Raw genomic sequence first — 18,932 nt, 5'->3', positions numbered from 1 at the left:
CTCACCACTGCGATCTTACTCTTAAACCACCGGGAGTTTCGCTGCGGTCTTCAGTTCGCCGCACGCCACATCCGATACCTTCCCTGCCCGGTCATCTCGCGGACCAGACCCTTTTCCTCCATCCAGGCAAGGTTACGCTGGACGGCGGCGCGGCTGGCACCGGTCAGAGCTTCGGCCATCGGGGCGGATACAAGGGGCCATTCGGTCAACACGGCGCGCAAGGCGCGAGGAGTCTTTCCCGAAAGTGAGGTCATCTCGGCTTCCGCCCGCACTGACCACGCTTCAATATCGTCGAGGTGCCGCATCGCGGTCAGACACGCCGTCTCCATTCCGTCAAGCCAGCGGGCTAGACGTTCAGCGGGTGGACCACCGGCGCGCAGCCCCCCTGCCCCGCCCATGGCTAGAGGTGCAAAGACTGCTCCCTTACCCTCACTGGTCGCGATCCGCGCAGCTGTGACGGCCGCCTCCATTCGATCGCCTTGCTGCCCGAGTCCCGCGAGGCTCCAGAGGTGAAAGCCCATGCAAGCACGGCTGATCGGGTGCAACTCGGAGGCTTGCGCCGTCAGGTCCAGCCAACCGCCGGCGCGATCCGCAAACGGTTCGGCCTCATCGGCGAGGTTCTCGGGGTCGCGGCGGTCAAGGAAGGCCGAAAGGTCCACCTCCGGTCCTGGTCCACCGGATAGCCGCCGCACCGCCCAACCGACACGCGCGAGCGCGGCAGTGTCGTTCTGTACCCCACACAGTCGCATGGAGATCCAGAGCGCCAGCCGATCTGGGCCGATGCGGTCACCCGCGAACCAGCTGAGGTCGGCAGCCTCGAACAGGGCAAGCCTGTGCCGCCATCCTTCTAGGCCCCGCTTCAGCCGGTCGTCCAGCGCACCGACGCGACCGGCCACACGAGCAAGACGCGCGGCATGGCAGGCTTCTGCTTTCCGCCAATCCTCGAGGACAACGGCTTGACACGGTTCGGCCCGTGGTCCGGGAGGCAAATAATCCAGCTCCTCTTCCATGGGACCGGGCAGGAACCAGAGATCGTCCTCGGACGACTGTTCCACCTCCTCAGCGTCGAGGAAGAGAGCATAAGATTCATCATGGAAGACAGTCGTTTGAGGCTTCATATGTGCAAAATACTAGAATTAAGCACTTTACCCAAGGGTTTTGTCGGAGTGCGTTCACGCTCCTTATATAGCACGCGCGGGCGATGGTCGGCGAGGGCTCTCTGATCGCGCTCAGCCTATGGAAACCAAGGGCTTTCCGTTGAGCAGGGGCACAGAGAGAGCCCTTGCATCCGTTTTCAAACGGTCGTTTATTAGTAGTATATGAAACTGCAAACGGCCTGTTTTGATGCCCCTGATCGGCTATGCGCGCGTATCGACCGAGGATCAGACCCCCCTGCCCCAGTCGCACGCCCTGAAATCAGCGGGCTGTGTCGAAATCCATGAGGAACAGGCTTCTGGCGGTGATCGTGCGCGGCCTGTGCTGGCGCGGGTGCTGGAACGGATCGGCAAGGGCGATACGCTGGTGGTGGTCCGGATTGACCGCCTCGCGCGATCCCTGTCGCATCTCTTGGAGGTGATCGAGCGGCTCGAGGCCAAGGGTGCCTTCTTCCGGTCGATTCAGGACCCGATCGACACCGGATCCCCGCAGGGCAAGTTCACCCTGCAGGTTCTGGGTGCAGCAGCCGAGTTCGAGCGCGCCTTGATCCGTGAACGGACCAAGGCTGGGCTTGCCAGCGCGCGAACAAAGGGGCGGGTCGGCGGAAACCCTGGCCTACGCGCGCGGGATCCGGCAGCGCTGCGCAAGGTGCGGCTGGCGCGACAAGACGGCTACATGGAGCGTCTGAACGAGACGGCACAAGATTGGGTACCCCATGTGCGCCGGTTGCGACCCGACTTGGCCTGGGAAGACGTAGTGCGCATCATCAACGGCCCCTTGCCCGAGGCGCGTCGCTGGACCCAAAGCCGTCTCTTGCGCGCTGTGAAGGCATATGTCCGCGACGGCTTCCTGCCGGCCGAGGTGCTGGCCCGCGCCGGGCGCCGCGAAACCGACGACCGTCTGCCCGCCATTGTCGCCGGAATCAAGGGCGCGGACCCCGGCATCACGCTTCAGGCGATCTGCACCCGGCTGCAGGCGATGCGCGAACGCACGCCGCGCGGGCGGACAAGCTGGCAGCCTTCGTCGGTGAAGATGCTGCTGGAGCGGGCCGAGAGGCTGGGGTTGCTCGACTGAGATCCCGGAGAATCGTCCATCCGATTCTGCCGACTGATTTCTGTACGCACTCACAATACATCTTGTGGTCACTTCGCAGCTGGCAACGAGGTGTTGAAGTAGAGTGAGAGCGCAGTCGCCCAAGACGCTGATTTTTAACAGTTTACCGTCGACAGAAATGGGTGCCTTCAACGCCCCCAGGCCGCTCAACGGTTTGGTCTGGATTTATCCACAATATCTGTTAAGCTTTGCAAAACAATAAAGACTTGAGGGCAGTGATGAACGGGATACGGGCCTCCCAGAGATTTGAAGTCATGTCCAAGCGGCTTGGTAGTCGGTTGCGTGAACATGCGCAGGAAACCTTCCCACCGGACGCTCAGAAGGGTCTCCGCCGCTTCGCCATGCGGGAAGCGGCTGAACTTCTTCGCATTAATCAGAATACCTTCCGCCATCATGTGTCAAACCTCGAAGGCTTCCCCGAAGGTGTTCTGGAGGGCGGCAACCGCCGTAGCTTCTCTGCAGACGAGATGGTCGAGGCACAACGCGTACTTCTCGAGACTGGAAGGATCAAGCCAGAAGAACACCCGCACAGAAGACCGGGAGAGGCTTGTCAGGTCTTGACGATTTTCAACCTGAAAGGTGGTTCGGCAAAGACGTCATCTGTTGCCCATGTAGGACAACTACTGGGTCTCCGCGGCTACCGGGTCTTGCTGATCGACCTCGACAGCCAGGCAAGTCTGACGAACCTGTTCGGGGTAACTCCCGAGCTTGATCCGGATATGCCAACTTCATACGATCTTATCCGATCCGACGATCCATTGCCCGCAGCAGAGATCATTCGCAAAACGAACTTCCCGACCGTGGATCTGATCCCGGCATCCATGGACATCATGGAGTACGAGTTCGAGGTCGCCTTGAGCTTCAGACACGGCGCCACCACGTTCCATAGCCGCATCCGGGAAGCGCTTGAGCCCGTCCTCAACCGATATGATGTGGTGATATTTGACACCCCACCGCAGCTGAACTTCTCTGTGATCTCTGCCCTCTTTGCATCGACCGGGGTCCTGATCCCGCTCAACGCGTCGATGCTCGATGTCATGTCGCTGGCGAGCTTTCTGGGCATGGCGAGCAACCTGATGGGCGTCGTAGAGGCACACGCCCCGGAACATGGACTGAACTTCGTGCGAGTTCTGATCACACGCTACGAAAATACGGATGGTCCGCAGGTGCAGATTTCGTCTCTGCTTCGGACAGTCCTCGGGGATGCCGTGCTGTCTGCCGAGTTCCTGAAATCAACAGCCGTGGGTGATGCTGCGAACACCCAGCAGAGCATCTTCGAGGTCGAACCTCGCGACGTGAACCGCAGAACTTACGAGCGCGCGATCGAGTCCGTCTCGCGCGTGACCGACGAAGTCGAACGCGAAATCCTGAAAGCATGGGGGCGTATCCATGGCGCGTAAGGTCTTCGGGGACTCACTCAAGAACGCGATGGGCAAAACGCCGCCTTCGGACGACGATCTGGATGTGAAGCGAACGAGCCCGACTGTAGCTCGCGCACAAGCATCCGTGCTCGAAGAGGATAAACACGCCACGCGGCTGATCGACCCGACCGCCATACGGATGTCCGCGGTCATGGACCGCATCGATCCAAGCGATGGCCTGGATGAGCTTGTCTCGTCGATCCGCGAGCACGGTCAAAAGGTTCCAGTGCTGGTTCGCCGAACCGAGGACGGTGCGCTTGAGATCGTCTATGGACGCCGTCGGCTTCTCGCTTGTCGCCAACTTGGTCAAAAAGTGCGCGCTACGGTCATGGAGATGACCGACGAGGAAGCTCTCATTGCCCAAGGCGTAGAGAATAATGCGCGCCAAGATCCATCGTTCATCGAAAGGGCTCTGTTTGTCGCCGGGATCATTCGAGAACTTGGGAAAACCGACGAAACGCGCAAGAACGCTCAAACGATCGCGTATCGGGCACTTCAGATCGATGAATCGCTCGTCTCGCGGATGAACCGTATCGCTACAGGCATCCCGATGGAACTAATCCAGGCTATCGGACCTGCACACGGCGTTGGTCGACGGGTTTGGGAAAAGCTTTTCAGGCTGTGCGAGAAAGACGTCGCGAGAGCCCGAGAAGTTGCCGGCGAAATCCCTCGCAACGTACCGGGCCCCGACCGTCTCGAAGCGGCGGTTACCTTGCTGACAGCGACCAAATCGTCGACGCAGAAGACACGTCCCAGTGAGCGCGTGAAGATCGGCCGAAAAGGCAACCGCATCACCATCGATGTGGACGCGGATCTTGTCCCTCGTGTTGAGGAGGCAGTCCGGAAGCTGGTCACAGAGCTTCTTGACCGCGGTCAAGACAGGCCAGAGTGACGACCCCGTGTCTTGACCGCGGTCAAGACATCAACAGAAACGAGCAGAGAACGAAAGGAGGACCGGCTAGAAAAAGAAAGACCCCCCGAAAGCGATGCTTCCGAAGGGCCTCAATCAGTCTCGACACCTGATTGATACCCCCAAAACGAATCGATTTCAACACCGCTCGCGGTGAACGGGGAAGCTTTTTCTTCCGAAACACCATGAGACATGCAACTGAAACAACGACCGCCCTGGCGGAACGGATATCTCTGCCCTGCCCTAACCCCTACGAGCTTCTGGGCCCGGTTCGCGTACTGAGGAAGGAGCTCGGTCTCACAACCAATGACCTCGCCGTTCTGACCGCGCTCATTAGCTTCCTACCCCGAAAAGAACGTGAGATTCAGGACAGCCAGCGACTTACGCTCACTGTCGTGTTCCCGTCGAACGCTTCTCTGTCAGAGCGCGCAAATGGACTCGATGAGAGAACACTTCGACGCAGCCTGGGACGCCTCTCAGCTGCTGAACTGATCGAACGCAAGAACTCAGCAAATGGCAAACGCTTTCCGCTGCGGTATGGAGGCGTTATCAGAGATGCCTTCGGCATCGACCTGAAGCCCTTGATCCAGAGGTACGGCTCGCTCGCGACGCAAGCCTTGCAACTCACCGAAGAACACGAGCGCTTGCGCTCACTGAAGGCTGAGGCGTTGGCCCTACGAGCTTCGCTACTCCAACAAACACGCTTCGATGAAGCAAAGCTCTCTACCCTCAACACGATCAGAAATATCCTGCGTCGAGCAACATTAACCGTTGATGCAGTCCTGAGCGTTATCTCGGAACTTAGAGCCCTCGGAGCCGATACCGACGCAAGCTACGGTGAACACCATGCCGCAGCAAAAGCTGGTTCCGAAGATAATTTACAAGCCATCGAACACCGACCTTATGCACCAGAATCCAACGATCTGCCCGCCACAAACGGACAAAATGTCCGGCACATAGAGTCTATAAAAAAAGATATTAAAAAGATTGCTCCTTCTACGGCCAATCGCGGTGAACAAACCGAAAAAACCAAACCGACGATGAACCGAGACCCAGCACGCATGGCATGGGAAGATTTCACCCATGTTGCAGGATTTTTCCCAGAACCGCCGCGTACAGGAGAAGCTCTCACCCGCATTCTATACGACCTCGGTCGATTGCTTAGAATAAGCCAAGACGAACTGCGGCATGGCATCCAGAAAGCTGGCGCGGGAAAACTGCTTCTCGTCTTCGACTACCTGATAGCAAGAGCAGACACGATCAAACACCCTGACGCCTATTTCGAAAGGATCCTACGCACACAACTTGCTCCCACATGAACTTCTTGACCGCGGTCAAGAACAACCGCGAGAGGGAAAGGAGTGTTGGTTTGAGGGTGACGGGAAGTGAGATCGGGAGAGTGGCTTCCGGCGCCCGTCGTGGAGAAGATCTGATGACCAAAGCTGTCCAGAAAGTCACCCTGTCCCCGTCGCGGGATATCCCTTTTGACAAGCTGGTGCTGAGCCAGTCCAACGTGCGGCGCATCAAGGCTGGCGTGTCCGTCGAGGAACTGGCCGAAGACATCGCTCGCCGCGGCCTCTTACAGAGCCTGAGCGTGCGGCCCGTATTGGACGATGATGGGACCGAGACCGGCAAGTTCGAGATCCCGGCCGGTGGCCGCCGGTTCCAAGCATTGTCCCTGCTGGTGAAGCAGAAGCGTTTGGCGAAGACCACGCCCGTTCCTTGCATCGTGCGCGATGCTGCGTCCGACATCCTGGCCGAAGACGATTCCCTTGCAGAAAACATGCAGCGCGTCGCCCTGCACCCGCTCGATCAGTTCCGCGCGTTTGTGGCGCTGCGGGACAAGGGTCAGAGCGATGCAGAGATTGCCGCCGCCTTCTTCGTGACGCCGCAGATCGTGAAGCAGCGCCTGAAACTCGCTTCCGTCGCCCCTACCCTGCTTGAGATCTACGCCGAGGATGGCATGACGCTGGAGCAGCTTATGGCCTTCACCGTGAACCCCGATCACGCGCGTCAGGTTCAGGTCTGGGATGTGATCCATTCATCCTGGAACAAGGAGCCATTCCAAATCCGGCGCATGCTGACCGAGACCTCGGTCCGGGCGTCTGACCGACGCGCGGTCTTTGTGGGTGTTGATGCCTATGAAGCGGCGGGCGGCACGATGCTGCATGACCTGTTCCAAGGCGATGATGGAGGTTGGCTCGAAGACCCTGCCCTGCTTGATCGGCTGGTGACGGAAAAACTCCAGGCCGAGGCAGAGACGGTTGCAGTTGAGGGCTGGAAGTGGATCGAGGTCGCACTCGACCTGCCCTACGGCTACAGCCACGGCCTGCGGTCCCTGTCCGGCGATCCGGCACCGATGACGGATGACGAAGGCGCGGCCCATGCCAAGCTTCTCGCCGAGTACCGGGCGCTGGAAGAAGAATACGCAGGTCAGGATGATATCCCTGAAGAGATCGACGCGCGGCTTGGCGTGTTGGAAACGGAGATGGAAAAGATCGAGACCCGGCCGTTGATCTTCGACGCGGAGGAGATCGGGCGGGCAGGGGCGTTCGTCACGCTCGACCGCTACGGCGCTCTGGCAGTCTATCGCGGCTATGTGCGTCCACAGGATGAGCCCGTTGACGAGACCGCGGTCCAGGATGGTGCTGATCCTGCGCTGGCGGGGCAGGGGGCTGATCGTGATCTCACCGATGGCCATGGCAGTGCCGTTCATGGCGGAACCGTCATCACGTCGGGTGGCCAGCTGATCGGAGCAGACTTGCCGGAGGATGAGGACGACGGGGCATTGAAGCCACTGCCCGAGCGGTTGGTCATGGAGTTGACGGCCCACCGGACGCTGGCGCTGCGTGAAGCGATCGGGCGCTCGCCGGATGTCGCGCTGACGCTGCTGCTGCTGAAGCTGGTGACGGACACCTTCCGCACCTCCTCTGCTTCGGGAAGCTGTCTCGAGGCATCCGTGCGTCAGGTCTATATGTCGGCGCAGGCGCCCGATCTGAAGGACAGCGTGGTGGCAAAGCTGGTCGACGAGCGTCACGCGGAATGGGAAGCCAATCTGCCGCTTGGCGATGATGCAGCACTCTGGGACTATCTGACGGTTCTCGACCAGGGCAGTCGGCTGGCCTTGCTGGCGCATTGCCTCAGCTTCGGCGTCAATGCTCTGCATGAGAAGGTGAACCCATACGGGGCAGGCATCTCCGCAGGCGGACTGACCCGTCGTATGGCGCATGCCGATCTCGTGGCGCGCGCGACAGGTCTCGATATGGTGGAGGCGGGATGGGAGCCGACGGTGGACACCTATCTCAACCGCGTGCCCAAGGCCCGCATCCTCGAGGCCGTGCGCGAGGCGAAAGGGGAGGGGACTGCCCAACTCCTCGATCACCTGAAGAAAGGCGAGATGGCCAGTGAGGCCGAGCGCTTGCTGAAGGGCAGCGGCTGGTTGCCCGAGGTCCTGCGCCGGAACGATCTCGTGGCGCTGGACGGTGAGGGCCATGCCGAAGGGCAGGGGGCGGATGTCGATGCCGAAGTGGCCGACAGCGTCAGTGAGGCTGACCTTCCTGCATTCCTGACGGATGACCTGCCTGCTGAAGGCGCGTCGATGCTGGCCGCGGAATAACGTGTTCCAGCAGGGGGGCGGGCATTCCGCCCCAAATCACCCTATAACATAACAATATCAATAAGATGAGTGCGATTACTCGCATTCGGAATGAGGAATCATGTCTGCAACAACCATCATCGACACAGCCCCCCTCGGGGCGCTCATTCGCTACACCGACGGCAGCCCCAAGCCACCGGCACGCTTCACCAAGAAGCTCGCAGCCTGGGAGCGCTCTAACGGCGTCGGCCGCCTTGTTAAAAAGGAACCACCTCGGCCCTATCCGACATGGACGGCTCCCGCGTCGTTCACGCTGCATGAGGGCAACTTCTCCTCGGACGGGGTGATCCTCGTGACCATCATGCGCAGCCATTCTGTTGACAGCGCCCTCGTCTTCGAGGTGGCCGAGGACCCGAAGCCCGGGCAGGTGCGCGTGCTTCTCGACTTCGGCGGCAACACGGAGCTGCTGCATCTGGCGGAATCCATGACTGCGGCCGAGCTTTGGATCGCCAAGGAAGGATACCGCAATGCGCGACTTGAAATCGTCGCCGATGAAGATGGCGAAAGGGCAGGGGGCGCGGACCTGGCCGCCTGAGCCCAACTGAAACCGAGGGGCCCGCCCAAGCGCGGGCCTCTCATCCATCACAACCTTGTCTCGCGATGTCGCGGGGCGCCAAAGGAGCCATCCCCAAGGAAGGACGTCTTCAACCAAGATCTAGGCCGGGAGGTTGGAGGCAAAAGCATCAGCGGGACAACCGGCTCCAGTCGTCAGGGCACTATCCCCCGCTCGCCATTCCCTTCCTTGCCCCGAATCCCGTCTTCGAGATCAACCCACGAGGGGTCGGACTACGGGCAAGCCCGTGCCGCCGGGCGGATTCGGAGCAAGTCCGAACGCACCCGGTGATGTCAGCCAGTATTCGGGCCTGCGGGGTCCTGTCGCGCGGGGGATGGTCCCCCGCCTCCAAGACAGGAGCCAAACAGATGTCCCGCAAAGATGCACACGCCTTCGCCGCCTCCCTCGCCGCCACGCTCATGGTCTCGATCGTCGTCTTCCAGGCAGGGGATGGAACCTTCGGCGCCGTCCCCGCCGATGAAATCGACGGGGACGAGGTCGTGATCGTCTCGGAGTACGATCCCTTCGGGTGAGGCTTTGGCCTCACTTCCCGAGGGCCCGGGCACGGCGCAGGTGCGCCTCCGGGCCTATCGGCGACCAAGTGATCGGCGATGCCGATCTGAAGAACGCCGGTGTGCCACCCTGGCGCAGATCGTGGTGCGCACAGGCCGCTGGGAGCCGACCTTCACCGCGAAGCGCACGAATGGCAGCGCAAAGCAGCGGGCTGACATTGCAACCATCGAAGCATCGGGAAAATTTCACTTGCCTTTAAGAAACACAACATCGTATGATGTAGAAAATCTTAAAGGGGCTGAGCATTGCCGTCATTCAACACCGTGATAGTCTCCACGCTGGTGGACGTTGAAACCCGCCTTGAGGACTTTGGCGTCACTCGCCAGCAGATCATGGCTATCGGACAAACCGCCCGCGCCTATGCGGACGACGCCAGCCCCTCCATGCCGCTCAACGCGGCTGGAATGTTGTCTTACATTCACGGCGTTGGCGAACTCCGCCAGCAGCTTGTCGGTCCTGACTACGTGCCGGACAGAACTTGCGGCATTGAAGCGGTTGTAAAACGTGATCGCACTGTCCGCATTGGCTTCCAGAACGTTGATAAATGCTGTGTCAATATGCCGCCCCTGCCACGCTCCGAAAAGGGTAGCGGCGCGGAAAGCCTTTCTGGACCCGATTTGTTCGTCAACGCAGGTATGAAACCCGGCCCCCTCACCGCCGTATTGAAGGACGGTATCCGTACCTACTATGTCATGGTTGGCCTTGATGGCAGTGTGGAACTGTCTTGTCCCGTGATCGAAAAGGGTAAGTTTGTTCACTGGATGGAACGGATATACATCTATTCGCCTGACAGCGACTGGGAGGCAGACCCGCAAACCGATACCGGCCCCATTGAAGACTTCGACATCACCGTTTCCTTCAAACACTAATGTTCAACGCAGATCGTCTCAAAACAGCCCGCGAACGGCGGATGCTGACAGCGAAGGGACTCGCAGAGCGCGTAGGCGTGTCTGCGGTCACTCTCTCAAAGTATGAAAACGGGCATCCGCCCGATGAAGCGACAGCGAAGCGCCTCGCGTTCGCGCTTTCCTATCCAATTGATTTCTTTTACCGGGAAGCGCCAGAGCGTATTGATACCGACGCCGTTAGCTTCCGCAGTCTGTCGCGTATGAAGGCCAAAGAGCGCCGAGCTGCAGAAGCAGCGGGATCGTTGGGAATCGAGCTTTACGAGTGGATCGACTCCCGCTTCAACCTGCCCGCAGCCGACCTTATCGACCTGAGCAAAGAGCGCAGCCGCCCGCATGTCGCCGCCCGCCTTCTGCGCCAGCATTGGGGCATAGGCGACAGGCCTATAGGAAACGTTCTCAAGCTGATCGAGTCAAAGGGTATTCGCGTCCTTTCCCTGTCGGAAGCGACCAAGCATGTTGACGCTTTCTCGTTTTGGCGCGGGGAACATCCCTATGTTTTCTTGAACCAAGAGAAGACGGCGGAACGGTCCATCTTTGATACGGCACATGAGCTTGGACACCTTGTCTTGCATCACCACGCAGGGTCGAAAGCCGACAAAGAGGCAGAGACGCAGGCCGACAGATTTGCATCGGCATTCCTCATGCCCGAAAACGACATGATGGACTATGCGCACCTTTTCACAGTTGGGCAGATCATTTCGGCCAAGAAGCGTTGGAAGGTATCGGCCATGGCCTTGGCATACCGCCTCAATTCTCTGGGCTATATCAGCGAATGGAACTACCGTTCTTTGCTGATCGAGCTTGGGAAGCGAGGCTATCGAAGCGGCGAGCCAGACGGAATCGAGCGTGAGGTTTCGACCGTGCTCGCAAAGGTCTTGGCCGCTCTTTGGTCAAAGGGCATGACTAAGGACGACATCGCCAAAGACCTTGGGATTCCTTTGGGGGAAATCGAGGCCCTTATTTTCCGACTATCGCCAGATCAACGGGCCGTTAATGAGCCGCACAAACCGGCGCTGCGAGTGGTGAAGTAGCACTGCAAAGCCGGATCCATGAAAGTGTGACGATCACCCGATTCGGCAGTTAATTGTCCGCTCTGTCCAGCCCTGTCATTTCCCGATGCTGTATAGAAAGGCGGTTCAGGGTTGATCGCGTCGCCCACACCCTCAACTTATGGCTAGGTCACTCGCTGTGTTGCCCGCGTCTAACGCCTCCACGAACCACTGCGGTTTGCGCCCTCGACCGGACCAAGTGAGCGCCGGGTTCTCAGGGTGCCGGTACTTCGCCGCTCCAGGCACCCGCGTGGTTTTCATCTCAGTGCCGACAAGTTCGGCCAGAGAGTAGCCCATTTCTCTGGCCACAGCTTCGACCTTGGTGCGGGCTTCCGCCTTCTGTCGAGCCTCAAAGGTGGAGATCGCCTTGGCGATGTCCTTCTGCATTTTCTTCAGCTCGGGAAGCGACAACGCCTCGAGATCGTAATCAGCCATGCTATGCCTCGTGTCCTGAATGTTCCGGTATCGATAGCCCGCCGGGGCATTGGCTCGCAACTCCCGTAGGCAGGGGCATGTGACGAGGGTTGGTTGAACTATATTCGGTGCCGCCAGTGGAGTGCTGGGCTTGGGTTCAGGGGGTCCCGATTGGCAGGATGACAGGGTCTGGCATGGGCTCCCCGCGCCTCTCTGACTTCTGGGCCATCCCTTCGACTGACAATCCCCTAATCCCGTTCGGTCTCCTGCGCGCAACCCCGCGTCAGCCCGGGCCGTGTTGGCCGCCTATGGCGTCCTGCCCGCTCCACCCCGGTCCTTTGGGGGTTTCCGGTGTCCATGCTGTCCACCGTGCACGCATCACCCGACGGGCTTTTTCCGGGTCTTGTCGAAGGGACGGTCCCGAAGACAGGAAACACAGGAGCTAATCATGCAAAACATCGTCATCCTCGCCGGCAACATCGGTCAAAAACCCGAAACCCGCACCACCCAGGGCGGCACCAACATCACCAACTTCAGCCTTGCCACCTCACGCCCCCGCCTCTCGGAGGGTCGCGTCCTGCGCGACGAGAACGGCTACCGGATCATGGACACGGAATGGCACCGCATCACCTGCTTCAACGGTCTCGGCAAGACGGTCGCCGAGCACTGCGAAAAGGGCATGAAGGTCCTCGTCCATGGCCGCATCCACTACAGCAAGTGGATCGACAGCATGGGCAACGACCGCTACGGCTGCGAGATCATCGCCGAGAAGGTCGACTTCCTGAGCCGCCCGAAGTCGGCTGAGAACGAAAACCCCGAGCTGGTCGACCGCGACGACGAGATCCCGTTCTGAGGAACGGGGTCTCCCCCTCGGGCCCGGTGGGGCAACCTGCCGGGTTCGCGGGATTGCAGCGAGGCGGCTTAGAGCACAAAGTGCCCTCGCCGGGACGGATCCACGTTGCACGCGCATTCGTTCGCTTCGCAGCCTTCCACCAAGCATTATGCTTGGTGGAAGGCTGCGAAGCCTCGATACGTGTTTCGAGGCTGATAGAAACTGGGGAAGGGGACTTCCGAAATGAGCATTAATGATGCAAATTTCTGCAACTAGTATTGGAATTTTGGTGCCAAATTGACCGGACACAATCATTACCCTTGGTGCACATGTGGGTGGTGCGTTGGCGGCGGTAACCGAAACGGTGGAGGTGCCTCCGTCGCGCCCGAAATAAAGACACTTCGGCCGATCTACTCCGAGTATGAAAAGCGCCATGCGACGCAGACGCTGAAAGGCTACGGTGCAACAAGCTACTCTCGCTGCTTCGTCAATCCCAATGCATCCTGCCCCGTCTGCGGTCAGCCCGTCTATTTTTATTCCAATGAACACGGTAGCCGCGTCTTCTTTGATGAACTTGGAAAACCCTGGGCGAAGCACCCTTGCACCGACAACGGGCGCCCCGCCTCTGGCTCTGTGCGTGCTCGCCCCTCCAGCCGACCAGTTGCTGAAATCAAAGAAATTCTTGGTGCCGAGCAAAAAATCGACCAGAGAATACTACCTGTAGGTCGGCAAGCCAGAAAAAAATCGTGGAAGCTTGCAGTGGTAGTTGAAGTCCATTTTGCAGACTTCCTGATGGAAGTTCAGGTTGAAGACCTTTCAAGTGAAAATCATCAGAAACATCGTTTCTTCATTTACTGTGATCAGCCGCTTCTATCTGAAGGCGACCTCGTCAGTCGCCGTGGAGAGGCGTTCTCTTTTCTGCATCCATTGTCACTTGAAGACATCGAGGTTACCAACGGTGACCGGATAATGGACTTCGAGGCGCTGGAGAAGGATCTTGACCCAAGTGTTATTCCCAATGAGGTTTCAGAACTTATGCCATCCGAGAGGAGGCACTTTGGGTTAGGAAGCGGCCGAACTGCCAACATGTCAGGAACATTGCGTTCTGTCCTCGAAGATTTCGCCAAAAAGGGGATAGTGGGGCCCAAACTTGTTTCCCACTATTTGAATGAAACAGGCCGTGTGACTGCTGATGGTTCGCATTGGACTCCTCGCCTTGCTTTTTTTCTGATTGCGTTATCTGGCGTCTCCCAAGTGAAACCAGTTAGGCAAAAGAAACGAACCTCAGGTAGCAAACCTCAAAAGGCTCGGAAGCCGCAACCACATGCACGCGCCAAGAAGCGCCCACGTTCATCAGGAACCCTGTCTGGCAATTCGGTTTCGCAATCAGCCAATAAAATTAGCAAGCTACGTTCCGAACCCGAAGCTCAGCTCTCCACCGATGTAGGTGAGTGGGCACGTATGCTCTCAAGGCTTGGGCGGGTTTCCAGAAAAGACGACGACGGTTGATGATTGCCCGAAACTACGATTGCCCGCATTTCTGCCTTCTAAGAATCTTTCGAGAGTAAGAGGAGTGCCGGTTTCCCGGTGACGGGTTGAAGGCTGGGAGAGTGGCTCCCGGCGCCTGTCACGGGAGATAGCCGATGGGCGTTGTAGAAGTTCTGGATCCGGTACAGCCGGCGCGGGCTGGTGGCTGGAAAGTGGATGTGAGCCGGGGTGAACGGAACGGGCGGGTGTCGTCCGAGTGGTTCAACCGGCCGGATGACGAGCGGTATCTGTCGCTCGATGATCTCTGGGCCAATGTGAAAGGCCGGTCGGAGCGCAGCCGCAGCCGTGTGGTGCAGACGGCGGATATCCAGGTCGAGGCCGCGCGCGACAACCCCGAGCGGTTGCACCTGATGCTGCCGAAAGCCGAGGCGCCTGTCGCGCCGACGCATTGGGCGTTCGGCCAGCTTGCCAGCATTGTCGGCGCGCCGGCCTCCTATCTGCGGCAGTTGCCCGCGCCGCTGGCGGGGATCAACCTGCAATATGGCCTGACCAACCACCGCGCTGAGCAGGTCAAGACCTTTGAGACCGAAGATGGCCGCACGGAGTTGCGCGCCGTGACCGGCCCCGATTATGGCCGCATCCATGACCACGAGCTGGTCGAGGCGGTGCAGCGCATCGCGGGCAATGGCACCGGTGACACGCGCTGGAAGGTGCCGGGCGTGCTGGACTGGTCGACCGGGGTCTACAACCCCGATGTCGAGATCAGCCGCGACACGACCACGCTCTATGCCTCGGACCGCGACGTCTTCCTGTTCCTGGTCGATGATCGCAACCCGATCGAGGCGGGCAAGCTGCCGGACGGCTCCCCCGATCTCTACTTCCGGGGCTTCTACTGCTGGAATTCGGAGGTGGGCGCAAAAACCCTCGGCATGGCGAGCTTCTACCTGCGGGCGGTGTGTCAAAACAGGAATCTGTGGGGGGTCGAGGATTTTCAGGAGATCCGCATCCGGCATTCGAAATACGCCGCCTCCCGCTTTGCCCATGAGGCGGCCCCGGCGCTGACGCGCTTCGCCAATTCCTCGCCGCAGGGCTTCGTGAACGGCATCAAGGCCGCGCGGCAGCAGATCGTGGCGCGCAGCGATGAGGATCGCGCGGATTTCCTGCGCAAGCGGGGCTTCTCGAAGGCGGAGTCCGGCAAGATCATCGAGAAGGTGCTGATGGAAGAGGGCCGCCCGCCCGAGAGTATCTTCGACTTCGTGCAGGGCATCACGCGGCTTGCGCGCGACAAGACCCAGCAGGATGCGCGCCTCGAAATGGAAGGGCGCGCGAAGAAGCTCCTCGACCGGGTCGGCTGACAGAGCCCCCACGCAGCGATCGCCCGACACCGGGGCGGTCGCTGTAGCCTTTTTCTCAACATGCACGCCGCTGGCTTTGCCCCGAAAGGGCAGGGGGCTTCGGTGTGCGCATTTCAGCGAGACGCCCATGACCCCCCAAGAAGAAACCGTCATTCTCGAGGCCCGCGATATCCTCGGCCGTTACCTCAGCCAGAACCCGGTGATCGGGAGCTGGCAAGCGCTGATGGACTATTGCGCTTTTTATGCCGATGCTAGGATTATGCCGACATAGCCGTGTAAGCATCTGAATAAGAAGCAATCGACATCATTCCTGTTGGCATAATCCTCGGGCCTGAAGCTTGGTATCGTCTCCTTTTTCGCATCGAAACGAGGAGACCTCACGATGAACAAACTCAAGAAGAAACGGGTCAAGAACCCTGTCACGGCCCTTTCCGTGGGCCTCGAGGAGAATTTGCATAAGCTAGGCTACGCCGCTGACACGATCTGGAAGCAGCGCAGGCTGTTGAATGATTTGCTCTCTTGGCTAGCGGGCCAGCAGATGGAGCTGAGCAATTTATCGGAGGTTCAGGTTAATCGGTTCATGGGCGATCGTCGCGCCGCAGGGGTGCGCAAGCTAAAGACGCCCAAGGCACTGGGTCACATTCTCCACCATTTGCGCGGGCTGGGCTTGGTGCCCAACCCCGAAGCACTCAAGGAACTCGGCCCCGCTGGTCCAATCTTGGACCAGTACCGGCGATTCCTGAGATCAGAGCGTGGTCTTAGTGGGACGACAGTGGATCGTTATGTCGATTGTCTGCGGCCATTCCTTGACGCGCGTATTCAAGATAGCGGTCTCAATCTTGCGAGCCTGACCTCCGCCGATGTCACATCCTTCGTGGTGGCTTGGTGCCCTTCGCGGAACACAGGCGTGGCGAAGCTGACCCTCACGGCGCTGCGGTCTTTCCTCAGGTTCCTACACCTCGACGGCGTCACGGAGCGCCCGCTGGCCCCGGCTGTACCTTCAGTCTTACACCGCCGACTTGCAGGACTGCCGAAGGGACTCGAACGCGATCAGGTACGACGGCTTCTCGCTGCCTGCGACATCAGCTCGACCGACGGCGTGCGCGACTTGGCGATTTTAACCCTGCTTGTTCGATTAGGCCTGCGGCGCAGCGAGGTCGCCAAGCTTGGGCTTGATGATATCGACTGGCGCGCTGGCACGGTCTGCGTACATGGCAAGGGGAACCGTCATGAGCGGCTACCCCTTCCGGCAGATGTCGGTCAGTCCGTTGCCCAATACCTGCGCCACGCACGACCCACGAAGGCTGAGGGTCGTATGGTCTTCGTCCGGCATATCGCACCTCATCGCGCACTCAGCCCGAGCCGGGTCAGCACCATCGTGGCGGAAACCGCCCAGCGTGCTGGCCTTGGGCGCGTTCATGCGCACCTGCTTCGCCACACTGCAGCGACAGAGCTATTGCGCGCCGGCGCCTCTTTGTCTGAGATCGGACAGCTTTTGCGTCACCGCCGAGCCCAAACTACCGCGATCTACGCCAAGGTCGACCGCACCAATCTGCGCCTGATCGCGCGTTCTTGGCCGGAGGACGCGCAATGAGCCACCTCCGAAGTGCCCTTGCCGATTATCTGACGATGCGGCGTGCCTTGGGCTACAAAATGGATCAGGTCGAGCGACGTCTTCGCCAGTTTGTTGCGTTCGCAGAGGAACGTGGCGAGACCCATGTTCGGACCGTGACAGCGCTCGCCTGGGCAACGCTTCCTTCAGGCGCAGATCCTGTTTGGACCAATAGGCGACTGGCTGACGTGCGTATCTTCGCCCGGCACCTGCATACGCTCGACGGGGTCAGCGAAGTGCCGCCAGACGATCTCATTCCAGCACGAAGACGGCGCACAACGCCCTACCTCTTCACCCCACAGGAGGTGGCCGACTTGATGCGCGCCACGGAAATCTTGCCCGGATCACACGTACAGGCCACCTACCGGGTGCTGATCGGCCTGCTGGCGGTGACCGGCATGCGGATTGGCGAGGCGATCGGCCTCGATAGTGACGACCTCAATATCGGCGACGGCATAGTGACGATCCGAAAGGGAAAGTTTGACAAGGCACGGGCATTGCCCCTGCATCCGACGACAGTCGCTGTCTTGCAGAACTACCTTCTTCGATCCGATCGTCCGCGTCCTTCCAGCGCGCCGGTTCTCTTGATCAGTGCAACTGGAAAGCGGCTGCGCTACAACATCGTGCAGCCTACTTTCCAGAAGCTGCTGCATTATTGCGGCATCGTTCCGCGTTCGCCGACCTGCCGACCCCGGATTCACGATCTACGGCACAGCTTCGCCGTCAGCACCATCGCCGACGGATATCGAACGGGTGCACCCGGCTCCCGCTTGGCCACTCTGGCCACCTACCTTGGTCATGCCGACCCCAAGCACACGTACTGGTACTTGTCGGCAGCACCAGAGTTGCTGGGCTTGGCCGGCGATAGGCTTGAGCGTCACCTTACAGGTGAAGCATGACTGAGCTCGCAACGACCCTGCAGGCGTTCTTCACTGACCGCCTCGTCCGCCAGCGTCAGGCCAGTGCCAACACGATTCAAGCCTATCGTGACACCCTGCGGTTGCTTCTGGTCTTTGCTGCGGATCGACAAGGCAAGTCACCGGTCAGACTCGACATTGACGACCTCGATGCGCCGCTTATCGGTGCTTTCCTGGACCATCTAGAGCACGGACGACAGAATGGCGTGCGCACCCGCAACGCCCGGCTGGCCGCGATCCGCTCCCTGTTCCGCTATGCAGCCCTGCGCCATCCCGAACATGCCGCCACCATCGAACGCGTTCTCGCAATACCGCCGAAGCGCTTTGAGCGACGGCTGGTGACCTGGTTAGCCGAGGCCGAGATCGATGCACTGCTGGCCGCTCCGGATCGGGCGACTTGGACCGGGCGGCGCGACACGGCGCTGTTTAGTCTCGCAGCCCAGACAGGACTGCGGGCGTCTGAGCTGATCGGGCTGACCCGTGCCGATGTCCAACTCGGAGCAGGTGCGCATGTCAGTTGCACCGGCAAAGGGCGAAAGCAGCGCATCACGCCGCTCACATCCGGCACCATCGGGATCTTAAGGGCTTGGCTTGCCGAGCGGGCGGGACAGCCTGGGGACCCGCTGTTCCCGACACAGACCGGACGCGCCCTCAGCCGCGATGCGCTTGAGCGCAGGCTGGCCAAATACGTTGCGGAAACGCAGAGCAAATGTCCAACAATGGCAAAGAAGCGCGTCTCCATGCATGTGCTGCGCCATTCTGCCGCCATGCGCCTCTTGCGCGCCGGGATCGACACCTCGGTGATCGCACTCTGGCTCGGCCACGAACAGATCGAAACGACCCAGATCTACCTGCACGCGGATCTGCAGATCAAGGAAAGAGCCCTCGAAAGGACAGCCCCGATCACCATGAAGCCCGGCCGCTTCCGGCCAACTGACAATCTCCTCGCCTTCCTCGAGGCTCTCTGATTATGCCAA

The 18,932-nt window shown here is 59.9% G+C and carries 18 protein-coding genes; 16 read left to right on the top strand and 2 right to left on the bottom strand.

Translation table 11 applies throughout. The features are described 5' to 3' along the window. Positions 1-50 precede the first annotated feature (50 nt). Positions 51-1,118 carry a helix-turn-helix domain-containing protein gene (locus AWT76_RS02740; RefSeq protein WP_072244800.1) on the bottom strand — a complete coding sequence of 356 codons (1,068 nt, stop codon included), beginning with the start codon at positions 1,116-1,118 and terminating at the stop codon, positions 51-53. A 226-nt stretch (positions 1,119-1,344) separates the two neighbouring features. On the opposite strand from AWT76_RS02740, the gene AWT76_RS02735 reads away from it, so the two are divergent. The 9 genes from AWT76_RS02735 (at position 1,345) to AWT76_RS02700 (ending at position 11,319) form a co-directional block, all read left to right on the top strand. Beyond that, on the top strand, positions 1,345-2,229 hold the full coding sequence (locus tag AWT76_RS02735) for a recombinase family protein (RefSeq protein ID WP_072244799.1): 885 nt from the start codon (positions 1,345-1,347) through the stop codon (positions 2,227-2,229). A 293-nt stretch (positions 2,230-2,522) separates the two neighbouring features. Continuing rightward, a complete protein-coding gene (gene repA / locus AWT76_RS02730) occupies positions 2,523-3,668 on the top strand; it encodes a plasmid partitioning protein RepA (protein ID WP_176699316.1) in 1,146 nt (381 codons plus the stop codon). Next, positions 3,658-4,581 (top strand): ParB/RepB/Spo0J family partition protein, encoded by a 924-nt coding sequence (locus tag AWT76_RS02725; RefSeq protein WP_072244797.1) that lies wholly within the window; start codon positions 3,658-3,660, stop codon positions 4,579-4,581. Before repA ends, AWT76_RS02725 begins: the two co-directional genes overlap by 11 nt. Before the next feature lie 203 nt (positions 4,582-4,784). After that, the gene (locus AWT76_RS02720; RefSeq protein WP_072244796.1) at positions 4,785-5,918 is read left to right on the top strand and encodes a helix-turn-helix domain-containing protein; all 1,134 of its coding nucleotides are present in this window, start codon (positions 4,785-4,787) and stop codon (positions 5,916-5,918) included. Positions 5,919-6,031: 113 nt separating this feature from the next. Further along, positions 6,032-8,215 carry a ParB/RepB/Spo0J family partition protein gene (locus AWT76_RS02715; RefSeq protein ID WP_072244795.1) on the top strand — a complete coding sequence of 728 codons (2,184 nt, stop codon included), beginning with the start codon at positions 6,032-6,034 and terminating at the stop codon, positions 8,213-8,215. Between the two features lie 100 nt (positions 8,216-8,315). Next, positions 8,316-8,789 (top strand): hypothetical protein, encoded by a 474-nt coding sequence (locus AWT76_RS02710; protein ID WP_072244794.1) that lies wholly within the window; start codon positions 8,316-8,318, stop codon positions 8,787-8,789. Positions 8,790-9,175: 386 nt separating this feature from the next. Further along, positions 9,176-9,340, top strand: a complete 165-nt coding sequence (locus AWT76_RS16825; RefSeq protein WP_007803240.1) for a hypothetical protein — start codon at positions 9,176-9,178, stop codon at positions 9,338-9,340. A 285-nt stretch (positions 9,341-9,625) separates the two neighbouring features. After that, entirely contained in the window at positions 9,626-10,249 is a 624-nt protein-coding gene (locus AWT76_RS02705) for a hypothetical protein (protein ID WP_067296441.1), read from the top strand. Then, positions 10,249-11,319, top strand: a complete 1,071-nt coding sequence (locus AWT76_RS02700) for a helix-turn-helix domain-containing protein (RefSeq protein ID WP_067296439.1) — start codon at positions 10,249-10,251, stop codon at positions 11,317-11,319. Before AWT76_RS02705 ends, AWT76_RS02700 begins: the two co-directional genes overlap by 1 nt. Positions 11,320-11,451: 132 nt before the next feature. Here AWT76_RS02700 and AWT76_RS02695 read toward each other — a convergent pair whose 3' ends face one another. Beyond that, on the bottom strand, positions 11,452-11,772 hold the full coding sequence (locus AWT76_RS02695) for an H-NS histone family protein (RefSeq protein WP_072244793.1): 321 nt from the start codon (positions 11,770-11,772) through the stop codon (positions 11,452-11,454). A gap of 427 nt (positions 11,773-12,199) precedes the next feature. Between AWT76_RS02695 and AWT76_RS02690 the strand changes: the two genes are divergently transcribed. The 7 genes from AWT76_RS02690 to AWT76_RS02670 all read left to right on the top strand — a co-directional run bounded on the left by AWT76_RS02690 (position 12,200) and on the right by AWT76_RS02670 (position 18,923). Further along, positions 12,200-12,604 (top strand): single-stranded DNA-binding protein, encoded by a 405-nt coding sequence (locus tag AWT76_RS02690; protein WP_009827211.1) that lies wholly within the window; start codon positions 12,200-12,202, stop codon positions 12,602-12,604. Positions 12,605-12,880: 276 nt separating this feature from the next. Then, complete coding sequence (locus AWT76_RS16570) at positions 12,881-14,092, top strand: hypothetical protein (RefSeq protein WP_141655850.1); 1,212 nt, start codon at positions 12,881-12,883, stop codon at positions 14,090-14,092. Between the two features lie 134 nt (positions 14,093-14,226). Continuing rightward, positions 14,227-15,426, top strand: a complete 1,200-nt coding sequence (locus tag AWT76_RS02685) for a DUF932 domain-containing protein (RefSeq protein WP_072244792.1) — start codon at positions 14,227-14,229, stop codon at positions 15,424-15,426. 127 nt (positions 15,427-15,553) lie between these two features. Then, positions 15,554-15,697 (top strand): hypothetical protein, encoded by a 144-nt coding sequence (locus AWT76_RS16565; RefSeq protein WP_245638753.1) that lies wholly within the window; start codon positions 15,554-15,556, stop codon positions 15,695-15,697. Positions 15,698-15,808: 111 nt separating this feature from the next. After that, positions 15,809-17,020 (top strand): site-specific integrase, encoded by a 1,212-nt coding sequence (locus AWT76_RS02680; RefSeq protein WP_072244791.1) that lies wholly within the window; start codon positions 15,809-15,811, stop codon positions 17,018-17,020. Next, complete coding sequence (locus AWT76_RS02675; RefSeq protein ID WP_072244790.1) at positions 17,017-17,937, top strand: tyrosine-type recombinase/integrase; 921 nt, start codon at positions 17,017-17,019, stop codon at positions 17,935-17,937. Before AWT76_RS02680 ends, AWT76_RS02675 begins: the two co-directional genes overlap by 4 nt. Beyond that, the gene (locus AWT76_RS02670) at positions 17,934-18,923 is read left to right on the top strand and encodes a tyrosine-type recombinase/integrase (protein WP_072244789.1); all 990 of its coding nucleotides are present in this window, start codon (positions 17,934-17,936) and stop codon (positions 18,921-18,923) included. The genes AWT76_RS02675 and AWT76_RS02670 overlap by 4 nt, the downstream gene beginning before the upstream one ends. Positions 18,924-18,932: the final 9 nt, after the last annotated feature.

It is taken from the genome of Roseibaca calidilacus (genome assembly GCF_001517585.1).
Lineage (GTDB): Bacteria > Pseudomonadota > Alphaproteobacteria > Rhodobacterales > Rhodobacteraceae > Roseinatronobacter > Roseinatronobacter calidilacus.
Note: the sequence above shows the minus strand (reverse complement) of the source record. Positions and strands in the feature narration are given on the sequence as shown.